Raw genomic sequence first — 10496 nt, forward strand, 5'->3', positions numbered from 1 at the left:
TGGTCAGCAAACTCAATTTCTTCAATATGAAGAAAAAAGCACCTTGGATAGAAGCTTTGGAAGCAGCAGGTTTTCATGATGTTGATGGGAAGTTATTAAACCTCTGTTTGAATATTTGGAATTTTGCTTAGAGCAGGTTTGTGCTGATAATGAGTTAGGTTCCTTGTTACGAGCGTTGGAAGGGGAATATATTTTACCCGGGCCCGGAGGCGACCCCATTCGGAACCCGGATGTTTTGCCTACTGGTAAAAATATGCACGCCCTCGACCCCCAGTCTATTCCTACTGCTGCTGCGGTTAAGTCGGCAAAAATTGTGGTTGACCGTTTATTGGCACGGCAAATGCAAGAAAATGGTGGGCAATATCCAGAAACTATTGCTGTTGTGTTGTGGGGAACTGACAATATCAAGACTTACGGCGAGTCACTTGCTCAGGTAATGTGGATGGTAGGTGTGAAACCTGTACCTGATGCTTTGGGTAGGGTGAATAAATTGGAATTAATTCCATTGGAGGAATTAGGTCGTCCTCGTGTTGATGTGGTGATTAACTGTTCCGGTGTATTCCGAGATTTATTTATCAATCAAATGAATCTTTTGGATAAAGCTGTGAAAATGGCGGCAGAAGCAGAGGAACCGGAAGAGATGAACTTTGTCCGGAAGCACGCTCTGAAGCAAGCAGAGGAATTAGGAGTAAATTTACGTCAAGCTGCAACGCGGGTATTTTCTAATGCTTCCGGTTCCTATGCTGCGAATGTTAATTTGGCGGTGGAGAATAGTACCTGGGAAGATGAGTCGGAATTACAGGAAATGTATTTGAAGCGTAAGTCTTTTGCTTTTAATTCTGATAACCCTGGAATGATGGAGGATAACCGGAAAGTATTTGAGTCAGCGTTGAAAACTGCGGACGCGACATTCCAGAATTTAGATTCGTCAGAAATTAGTTTGACCGATGTGAGTCATTATTTTGATTCCGATCCGACTAAAATTGTAGCGACTCTCCGGGATGATGGGAAAAAACCATCTTCTTACATTGCGGATACAACAACAGCGAATGCTCAGGTGCGGTCTTTGTCAGAGACAGTACGTTTGGATGCTCGGACAAAAATGTTGAATCCAAAATGGTATGAGGGGATGTTGTCTCATGGTTATGAAGGAGTGCGGGAGTTGTCAAAGCGTCTTGTGAATACTATGGGATGGAGTGCGACTGCTGGTGCTGTGGATAATTGGGTTTATGAGGATGTGAATGAGACCTTTATTAAAGATGAGCAGATGCAGCAACGGTTGTTGAATTTGAATCCGCATTCGTTCCGGAAGATGGTGACTACATTGTTGGAAGTGAATGGTCGCGGTTATTGGGAGACCAGTGAGAGTAATTTGGATCGGTTGCGGGAGTTGTATCAGCAAGTGGAGGATAGAATTGAAGGAATAGAATAATTAATGGATAATGGATAATTCATAATTAATGGATAAGGAAAGCTATCTCTAATTATTAATTATCTATTGGTAGGGTGGGTGAATATTTGCCCGCCCTACTTTGTATTACTGCAGTTTGTAAAATATCTTTTTTCTGTAAAAATGGAACTACACGCATACACTAGAACAATTTCCGATCTATTTTCCGTAAAAAAGAAGTATGTTGTCCCTAGATTTCAAAGAGAATACTCATGGGATACAGAGCAGATATCCGAGCTATGGGATGATATAGTTTCAAATATTTATATCAATAATAATGATGATAACTTTAATCATGAAGAATATTTCATTGGTTCACTTGTTCTTGTAGGTGATGATAAGTCCGTAGAAATGCAAATTGTTGATGGACAACAACGCCTTACAACATTGACTATTTTACTTTCTACTCTTTGTCAAAGATTTGTAGAGATTAATAAAAATAATATAGCTGAATCTATCTATGAAAACTATATTGCGGGAAAAGATGATGATGGTAAATACTATTTTAAATTACAAAATGAGACTCCTAAACCTTTTTTTCAAACAGTCATTCAAGATATTGATAAAAAAAAAGGAACCCCAAATTCTAATGAAGAACACACTCTTTTAGATTCATACAATGAGTTTTATTATTACACCTCTAGAGACTCTCTCAATAAGAGATTTAAAAACTATTGTCTAGATGATAAGTTATATGAAAATCTTTTGAAGGCAATTAGAGATCAAGTTGTTAAGTATTTGAAAGTTATTTTTATAACTGTTAAAGAAGAAGAAGATGCTTACACAATCTTTGAAACTTTAAATGCGAGAGGAATGGACTTAAGTTTTGTTAATTTAATAAAAAATAAAGTTTTCAAAACCTTAAAAACAACTCACCCGGATGACTTTGCCAAAACTAACTGGAAAAAGTTGACAAATATAATAGATTTAGGAGATGGTGTAGGCAGTCTAGAAACTTTTGTAAGGCACTGGTGGATATCTAGATATGATTATACAAGCGGAGATAATGTTTACAAACATTTTAAAAAGCGGTGGAATAACAGGGAAATAGGTGAAAACTTTTTAGGCGAGTTAGTAAATGATGCTGATTTGTATGTAAAAATCTCATCTCCTATTACAGAAGATTTTAAGCAACAAGAAGAAAAAGACCTATATAGATCTTTACTGGCATTAAAAATTTTCAATGTTAGTCAACAAAAACCTTTCATACTAAGCCTCTTTAAAACTTTAAAGGAGAAGAAAGTAAAATTATCTCAGGCAAGAGAAATTCTGGCTTTTATTGAAAAATTTCACTTCTCTTTTAATGCTATATGTTCTATGAGACCTTCAGGTATTGAGGGTAGTTATTCTAAAGCTGCTAGAAAACTATTTGAAGGAACCAACAAACGAGATTGCGGAGCAGCAATAGACGAGCTAAAACAACAACTAGAAAAACGACTACCCGATAAAAAAATTTTCATAAATAATTTCTCTAAATTGAGATATGTCAGTAAATATACTAAAAAGAAAAAACTAATTCAATATATTTTTAGCTATATTGAATCGACCAAACAAACAACTAATGAATTTAAGCCTGATAGCATGACATTGGAACATATATTACCTCAGTCATCTAATGCGGAATTTGTAGGTTTTATTGGTAACTTATTACCTTTAGGAGGAGAATTAAACGAAAAAGCTGCTAATAAGGAATTTCTTAAAAAGATAGACATATACAAGGAATCAAATTTTGCATTAACGCAAGAATTTGCTCAAAGTGTTCCTCAAAAATGGGGAAAAGAAGAAATTAAAAAAAGAACAAATTATCTGGCTGAATATTGTTACGACTTGATGTGGAATGATGGCAACCCATGATTTATGAAATAATTCTCTACTGGAGTCAAGAAACAAGAGCATTTATAGCAGAAGTACCTGAATTAACAGGTTGTATTGCTGATGGAAAAACCTATCAGGAAGCACTGCAAAATGTAGAAATAATTATGCAAGAATGGATTGAAACTGCTCAAGAATTAGGACGAGAAATTCCTACACCAAAAAATCGGTCAATATTGACATAGATAAAACAGGCGATAGAACTCCGTTCCGCTTTGCGATCGCCTTCCTCATAACAAGAGCGATCGCCACCATAAGCCAACCAAAAATACCTGCTACTTTTACACCAACGAACGTAATTGACTACCAGGAGCGGGGGCACCTCTTAATAACCCCTCAGTGCTAATATCTTCGTCTATTTCTTCCCAATGAATACCATAACCACCACCACATATTTCCCATGCTTGTAGTTGTTCTGGAGTTGCTTTTAATAGACGAGGATACCAAGCTAAAGGAACTGTAATAGTACGTCCATCCATCAGTTCAACACTGAAAGTATCCTCTTGTATTTGTACATTTTTAACTCGCTCATCAGCTTGAGGTGTTGAAATACTCATCCCATTTATCCAAAAAATTTTGTTGATTAAATTCGACGATTGATTGAATTTTTCTTAATTCTTTAGGACTAAATCCAATATTTTTAGCTAGAGATACAGAAGATAACCATAATTTGGCAGAAAGATTATCTCTATCAACATGAATATGTGGTGGTTCATTTGGTTCATGGCTATAAAAGTAAAAGCGATATGCTTCAAATCTTAGAACAGTTGGCATTTTTTACCACTAAAATTTACTTTATTAATAGCATATATTGTCAAGCTTTGCAATTCAGGTAGAAATAATTATGCAAGAATGGATTGAAACTGCTCAAGAATTAGGACGAGAAATTCCTACACCAAAAAATCGGTTAATATTGACATAGATAAAATAGGCGATTCTCTAGTTAATTACATATTCAATCAGACATAATAAAAATGTACAGAGCAATTAGATTGAATTTGTAGTAAAGTATTGAATGAAGTTTTTTTTGACAAAATTTGAGAAAAGGAAAATCTAGATGACAAATAAAACCTGCTTTGATGTTTTTGAGCAGTGCGTGTTCGTTGTCCAGGGAGGTGAACTCATTGAATCTGTAAGCCGTAAAGATAAAGAATTTCATTTTCAAGACTGGTTTAAAAAACGTTTGCAAAATATTCCAGTTCATTTTGAGGAGTCAGGGAGGAATAAATATCCAGATTTTTGCTTAGTCGAGTCAACTGAAGGTTATGAGGTTAAAGGTTTGGCTTGGCCAGGCCGTGAACGTGACTACGATTGCAATAGCCAAGTTCCAACAGGTTATCACAATGGCAGGCAAATATTTTATGTTTTTGGTCGTTATCCTGCTGATTTGTCAGTTTATCCAGATAAAGTGAACGGAAACCGACAGTATCCAGTAATCGATCTAGTAATCTGTCACGGTGATTTTCTGAATGCAGAACACAACTATGTCCACAAGAATAAGAGCGTCAAAGGTTTTGGCAGTTATGGAGATATTATGATTCGTGATCGCAAAATGTATGTAGCTCCAACACCTTTTGCACTAACCGAAGGAACAACTGGTTTAATGACTCTCATTGTGCCTGATAGTATGGATGCTGACTCTAGGTTTCAAGAAGTCGGTCGGTTAAGTCGTTTTGAAGCAGACACTCTAGTAGTCGGCTACTGCTTTGACTTGGAGACTAACGAACTTAAAGCCCAAATGCGTCCTAACCCCAATGCAGGAAACGAACATAAATTTATAGCATATAGGCTCACTAACCAAGGTTCAAGGTTTGTAACAATGGCAGGTGTTACTCAAACTATTGATGAAAGTATCGAAGGTAATGAGTAATGAATCTAAATATTAAACAACTTCTATTGACTCCACCCCATGCAACTACAGCAATTGAATGTGACTTCCCGATTCTTGAAATTAGCCAATTAGCAGAGCGAGAGAGTTGGCGTAAGGAGATTAATCGCCCAATATATCACATTCATAAATGGTGGGCGACACGCTTGGGAACAGTATTTCGTGCCATTAATTTAGGAGCTTTGAGTCGCCCTAGTACTAATATTTGGAATAATTTCTATGAAACTCACCAATTCACCAACAAAGTCGTACTCGATCCATTTATGGGGAGTGGTACAACTCTAGGGGAAGCAGTTAAACTGGGAGCTAAGGCAATAGGTTGCGATATTAACCCCATCAGCACTTTTCTGGTTCGTCAAGCATTTACTAGAGTTCCAGAAACAGAACTTCACGCTACATTTACTCGTCTTGAGCAGAAGGTTGCTCCCGATATTCGTCATTATTATCAGACTAGAGACCCACATACTGGGGAATTGATACCAGTGCTTTACTTTTTCTGGGTCAAGACTGTGGTAACACCAAAATTTGAAACGATTCCACTTTTTTCTAGGTATGTATTTTCACAGAATGCTTACCCCAAGAAAAAGCCGAAAGCTCAGATTATTTGTCCCAACTGTTGGAATGTAATTGAAAATAGGTATGATGCAACCAGCCTAATATGTCCTCATTGTCAGCATTCCTTCAATCCTCAAAAAGGACCTGCATCGGGTCAATACATAACTGCACAAGATGGTACTCGCTACCGTATTAAAGACCTTTTACCATCTAATGGCAACCCACCAGTGCATCGGTTGTATGCTATTATGGCCTTACGTCGAAATGGTGAAAAAGTTTACCTTCCAGTGAGAGAGGAAGATTTATCATTGTATGCTGAGGCTGAAGCCAGGCTAAAATCTGAGACATTGCCACTACCAACTTTGAAAATTAGAGATGGATATAATACCAAGCAAGCTCGTAGTTATAATTACACCTACTGGCGCGACTTTTTTAATTCTAGGCAATTATTATGCCTGGGACTGCTGTTGCAAGGCATCCTGGAAATCAAGGATACAGCTATTCAGGAGCAAATGTTATGTCTATTTTCAAGCACTTTGGAGTTCAACAGTTTGTTTTGTAGTTTCAAAGGTGAGGGTACTGGTGCTGTGCGACATACCTTTTCAAATCATATATTAAAGCCCGAACGCACTCCCTTAGAAAACTCAGTGTGGGGAACGGATAAAAGCAGTGGTACTTTCAGTACCCTATTTGAGTCGCGCTTGATGCGAGCAAAACGCTATCTGGACTATCCTTTTGAAATTAAACGTAACTTAACTGTTAAGCAGAAAGCATCCCAAAAACCCCTAGCAAGTCAAAGTATTAACGTTCAGACAGTAAAAACGTGGGAGCAATTTGATAATAGGGAAAATAGTCTGATGGTAATTAATGGTGACAGTTCCTACTTACCCTTACCTGCAAAATCCGTTGATGCAGTTGTTACCGATCCCCCTTATTTCGATTTCATTCATTACAGCGAGTTAAGTGATTTCTTTTTTGCCTGGCTATCTCCTGTTCTCAAAGATCGCTATCCAGAGTTTGCCAAACCTAATTCATCAAACCAGGGAGAAGTTCAAGATAAAAGTCCCCGTATATTTGCCAGACAACTTGCTTCAGTTTTTTCTCAGTGTAGTCGTGTACTTAAAGATAATGGAGTGTTGGTATTCAGTTTTCATCACTCCAAAGCTGAAGGATGGGCTGCGATTTGTGAAGCCATTACGATCGCTGGAATGCTTGTTTTTGCAACACATCCAGTTTATAGTGAGTTACGCACAGCAACCTCAAAGACAGCAGCCAAAAGCCCTATCTGTCTAGATGCAATCTTAGTTTGTAAGAAATATTCCTCATTTAATGTACGTCTAGATGAGCAGACTTTAATAAGTAAGACTGAAACTTTAGCTAAAAAACTCGAACAGGGTGGAATAAATATTTCTGAAGCCGATCGTTTTGTTATACTTGCTTCACAGATATTAATCCCTCTCTCTCAACAAAAAAGAGATTTTAATTTTGTGTGTAATGCTCTACAACAAATACATCAACTTGCTCAAAAATCTTGGAACTCTAAATTGGCTATCTAGTCTTAAATTTTAATGACAAAAATTGGATATATAGTTTAAATGATGAATAGCTTACCGTCTAGAAAATTAAGCCAATGCTACACTACGAAATAATCCTCTACTGGAGTCAAGAAACAAGAGCATTTATAGTAGAAGTACCTGAATTACCAGGTTGTATTGCTGATGGAGAAACCTATCAGCAAGCACTGGAAAATGTAGAAATAATGATGCAAGAATGGATTGAAACTGCTCAAGAATTAGGACGAGAAATTCCTACACCAAAAATACGGTCAATATTGACATAGATAAAACAAGCGATCGCTTTCCTCATGACAAAAGCGATCGCCACCATAATCAAACTAACAATACCTGCTACTTTTATACCAACGAATGTACTTGACTATCAGGAGCGGGGGCGCCTCGTAATAATCCCTCAGTGCTAATATCTTCATCTATTTCCTCCCAATGAATACCATAACCACCACCACATATTTCCCATACTTGTAGTTGTTCTGGAGTTGCTTTTAATAGACGAGGATACCAAGCTAAAGGAACAGTAATAGTTCGTCCATCCATCAGTTCAACACTGAAAGTATCCTCTTGTATTTGTACATTTTTAACTCGCTCATCAGCTTGAGGTGTTGAAATACTCATTCCATTTCTCCAAAAAATTTTGTTGATTTAATTCGACAATTGATTGAATTTTTCTTAACTCTTTAGGACTAAACCCAATATTTTTAGCTAGAGATACAGAAGATAACCAAAATTTGGCAGAAAGATTATCTCTATCAACATGAATATGTGGTGGTTCATTTGGTTCGTGACTATAGAAGTAAAAGCGATATGCTTCAAACCTGAGAACAGTTGGCATTTTTTACCACTAAAATTTACTTTATTAATAGCATATATTGTCAAGCTTGGCAAAATGTAGAAATAATTATGCAAGAATAGATAGAAACTGCTCAAAAATTAGGACTAGAAATTCCGCTTTTTTGTGAAGTTTTGCTAATTTTTTTACTGCTTTAATTCTGTTTTTAGAACCAATAACTTTTTTACTGACTGCACGTTGATGACGAACTAATCGTTTTTTGGCTTGCCTGTAGGCTTTGACATTAGCAAATTTACTGCCATCAGAACAGGTTGCTAATGTATTTATGCCTATATCTACACCAATAGTTTCTTCAACTTTTTCTGTTGGTACGGGTTCAATATCATATTTAAAACTGATGTACCAATTATCTGCTCTTTTGGATATTCTGACATTTTTTACTTTGCAATTCGGCAAGATTTCGTAAGTTTTTACTACTCCTATTCTGGGTAATTGTATGTAGTTTCCTTGGAAAATCTTAATACTTCCTTCTAAGTATAGCGCTGTGCGCAGGCAACAGGCAACAGGCAACAGAGGGAATGAATTGCTGATAATATCATGTCCGGTTGAATAATTAGACTTTGGTGGAAGGAAGGCAGGAGGCAGGAGGCAGGAGGCAGAAGGTTTTCTTTCATTGTCACCTTAATTTTATACACGCTCCGATGCTACCGGACATGATATAATATAAGACTTTTAGCTATTTGGCCCCTCCTGCAATTTGTAAATATACCAGCGCTCATTGCTATAAAAGCTGTCTTTTCTACCTTTTTTCTTAAATTTTGGGAATCCACATTTAGGAATAGTTAGAAAGTTTTTAAATGCTCTCTCTAAATCCCTTAAGGCTTGTTGTGGGGCACATTTAGACACCTCATAATACCAGGGATTAATTGATTTGACTTCGGCTACTAAACCCTTATGCAGGGTGATGGCGCTTGGGCGTTTTTTAGTTTCTTCGTACTCAGTAATACAAGTTGCTAACCCCCAATTATAAGCAGTCAGGAGCTACTCCTGCGTGTTTGGCAAGTAGTGTTTTTTGCTTATTATTAACTTTTAATTTAGTCTTAATTGATTGCATTTCAATTGATTGGCCACCTCTTTTAAGAGTTTAATAAGTTAGACATAAATCTAGTATATCGCAGTAAATGTCTATTTATGTTAAACTTTGCCCTATTATTTTAATACTGTTGATAGCCCCAAATCATTACGGTTTCTCTGCTTCACAGATACTACTGGTTTCAATTGTTCGGGAGTCATTAGAGGATCGTGCTTAATTCTCTTACCATTTTTTTTAATTTTCTGTTGATTGACATGAATCATTGCCGATGGATTATTGCCAATTTATAGTTCTTCTAGATTTTTAAAACTAAGGCTGAGGGCAAGTCCCTAATTTCCAGTCAACGTAAAGGTGACGAGGATTGGTGTCTCTCAGCCATCTTACGAATTTCTTAAAGCTATTTGTATCATATACCCCTATACATCCAACAGTCCCAGGGGAGCCATACTGACGATTCCAGTCTATATGTATTTCGATCGCACTTCTTTCTGTTGTTCCAGGCTCTAGGAAGTCTAAAGGGACCGTAACAGGACCAATCCCGCTACTAAAAGTATTCCCTTCATAATTGTCTTTTCCGTCGCACCAGACGATGTTTCTTATGTACCATTTCCCCTCCGGTAATGGTTCTCCAGTCATTGCCCGACTTTGAGCTGCAGTCCTAAAAAATTGTCTGCTAGGAGTTCCAGAGCAAACCTCTAATCTATCTTGCAGTTTTCCCTCTTTAAAGTAATCTAGGTGCAGGACATAGCATCCATATTGATCTCTAAAAGATGATTGTGTTAGTCTCAGGTAATTCTGTTCTCTTTCAGGAGAGGGGGGAGAATTTATAGAATGTTTTGGTTGAGCAAAAACTTGATTTGGCTGTGGAACAAAGTCGATTGTCTTGCCAATAGGAATCTGTTTATTAGCAGGAGCAAATGCAAAGTTACCAGCACTATTATAATGTGACAATGCTTGAATTAATGTGCTTTTATTGAAGCTTTTTAACTTTAATATTTCCACCACTTTACTGCCATTCCAAGCTACAATTCCCGAACCTGCTAATGCTGTCTTGAAGTCTTCTATTAGAATTTTATTCGCTACTGGCATAAAGTGTGAATTTAGATTTGATTTTATATACCGACTCCCCTAATTATTGGGGTTTAACCAGCGTTTTGTGGGTCGCGATCGCCTGGATTTTATTCAACTTATGGCCAGTCTAAATTTATCGAACCCGAAAAAAATAGCAGAAGCTGTTCCAGCAAATCAAAATTGTGGACAGCTTAAGAATTAGA

Annotated in this window: 13 protein-coding genes and 1 pseudogene; 7 read left to right on the forward strand and 7 right to left on the reverse strand. The window is 37.0% G+C overall.

The window, feature by feature from the left end; genetic code table 11:
• The 3 genes and pseudogenes from F6K54_RS31385 to F6K54_RS31395 form a co-directional block, all read left to right on the forward strand.
• Positions 1 to 1432, forward strand: a pseudogene (locus F6K54_RS31385) (cobaltochelatase subunit CobN); the annotation flags it as partial.
• Positions 1433 to 1573: 141 nt separating this feature from the next.
• The gene (locus F6K54_RS31390; RefSeq protein WP_293086679.1) at positions 1574 to 3304 is read left to right on the forward strand and encodes a DUF262 domain-containing HNH endonuclease family protein; all 1731 of its coding nucleotides are present in this window, start codon (positions 1574 to 1576) and stop codon (positions 3302 to 3304) included.
• Entirely contained in the window at positions 3301 to 3507 is a 207-nt protein-coding gene (locus F6K54_RS31395) for a type II toxin-antitoxin system HicB family antitoxin (RefSeq protein ID WP_293086682.1), read from the forward strand. The genes F6K54_RS31390 and F6K54_RS31395 overlap by 4 nt, the downstream gene beginning before the upstream one ends.
• Positions 3508 to 3603: 96 nt before the next feature.
• Here F6K54_RS31395 and F6K54_RS31400 read toward each other — a convergent pair whose 3' ends face one another.
• Both F6K54_RS31400 and F6K54_RS31405 read right to left on the reverse strand, forming a co-directional pair.
• Positions 3604 to 3879 carry a DUF2442 domain-containing protein gene (locus F6K54_RS31400; RefSeq protein ID WP_293086685.1) on the reverse strand — a complete coding sequence of 92 codons (276 nt, stop codon included), beginning with the start codon at positions 3877 to 3879 and terminating at the stop codon, positions 3604 to 3606.
• Positions 3854 to 4096 carry a DUF4160 domain-containing protein gene (locus tag F6K54_RS31405; RefSeq protein ID WP_293086688.1) on the reverse strand — a complete coding sequence of 81 codons (243 nt, stop codon included), beginning with the start codon at positions 4094 to 4096 and terminating at the stop codon, positions 3854 to 3856. The genes F6K54_RS31400 and F6K54_RS31405 overlap by 26 nt, the downstream gene beginning before the upstream one ends.
• Positions 4097 to 4379: 283 nt before the next feature.
• Here F6K54_RS31405 and F6K54_RS31410 point away from each other — a divergent pair, with 283 nt between their 5' ends.
• From F6K54_RS31410 to F6K54_RS31420, 3 genes are all read left to right on the forward strand, one after another.
• Positions 4380 to 5192 carry a hypothetical protein gene (locus F6K54_RS31410; RefSeq protein WP_293086691.1) on the forward strand — a complete coding sequence of 271 codons (813 nt, stop codon included), beginning with the start codon at positions 4380 to 4382 and terminating at the stop codon, positions 5190 to 5192.
• Positions 5192 to 7321 carry a DNA methyltransferase gene (locus tag F6K54_RS31415; protein WP_293086694.1) on the forward strand — a complete coding sequence of 710 codons (2130 nt, stop codon included), beginning with the start codon at positions 5192 to 5194 and terminating at the stop codon, positions 7319 to 7321. The genes F6K54_RS31410 and F6K54_RS31415 overlap by 1 nt, the downstream gene beginning before the upstream one ends.
• Positions 7322 to 7395: 74 nt before the next feature.
• Positions 7396 to 7605, forward strand: coding sequence for a type II toxin-antitoxin system HicB family antitoxin (locus tag F6K54_RS31420; RefSeq protein ID WP_293086697.1), 210 nt, complete (start codon positions 7396 to 7398; stop codon positions 7603 to 7605).
• A 73-nt stretch (positions 7606 to 7678) separates the two neighbouring features.
• Here F6K54_RS31420 and F6K54_RS31425 read toward each other — a convergent pair whose 3' ends face one another.
• From F6K54_RS31425 to F6K54_RS31445, 5 genes are all read right to left on the reverse strand, one after another.
• Entirely contained in the window at positions 7679 to 7954 is a 276-nt protein-coding gene (locus F6K54_RS31425; RefSeq protein ID WP_293086700.1) for a DUF2442 domain-containing protein, read from the reverse strand.
• The gene (locus F6K54_RS31430) at positions 7929 to 8171 is read right to left on the reverse strand and encodes a DUF4160 domain-containing protein (protein ID WP_293086702.1); all 243 of its coding nucleotides are present in this window, start codon (positions 8169 to 8171) and stop codon (positions 7929 to 7931) included. The genes F6K54_RS31425 and F6K54_RS31430 overlap by 26 nt, the downstream gene beginning before the upstream one ends.
• Before the next feature lie 66 nt (positions 8172 to 8237).
• The gene (locus tag F6K54_RS31435) at positions 8238 to 8585 is read right to left on the reverse strand and encodes a transposase (RefSeq protein ID WP_293086705.1); all 348 of its coding nucleotides are present in this window, start codon (positions 8583 to 8585) and stop codon (positions 8238 to 8240) included.
• Between the two features lie 753 nt (positions 8586 to 9338).
• Positions 9339 to 9485, reverse strand: a complete 147-nt coding sequence (locus F6K54_RS31440) for a hypothetical protein (RefSeq protein ID WP_293086708.1) — start codon at positions 9483 to 9485, stop codon at positions 9339 to 9341.
• A gap of 46 nt (positions 9486 to 9531) precedes the next feature.
• The gene (locus F6K54_RS31445) at positions 9532 to 10311 is read right to left on the reverse strand and encodes a hypothetical protein (protein WP_293086711.1); all 780 of its coding nucleotides are present in this window, start codon (positions 10309 to 10311) and stop codon (positions 9532 to 9534) included.
• 46 nt (positions 10312 to 10357) lie between these two features.
• Here F6K54_RS31445 and F6K54_RS31450 point away from each other — a divergent pair, with 46 nt between their 5' ends.
• Positions 10358 to 10495 (forward strand): hypothetical protein, encoded by a 138-nt coding sequence (locus F6K54_RS31450; RefSeq protein WP_366558285.1) that lies wholly within the window; start codon positions 10358 to 10360, stop codon positions 10493 to 10495.
• Position 10496 lies beyond the last annotated feature (1 nt).

The sequence above is a fragment of the Okeania sp. SIO3B5 genome (assembly GCF_010692555.1).
Lineage (GTDB): Bacteria > Cyanobacteriota > Cyanobacteriia > Cyanobacteriales > Microcoleaceae > Okeania.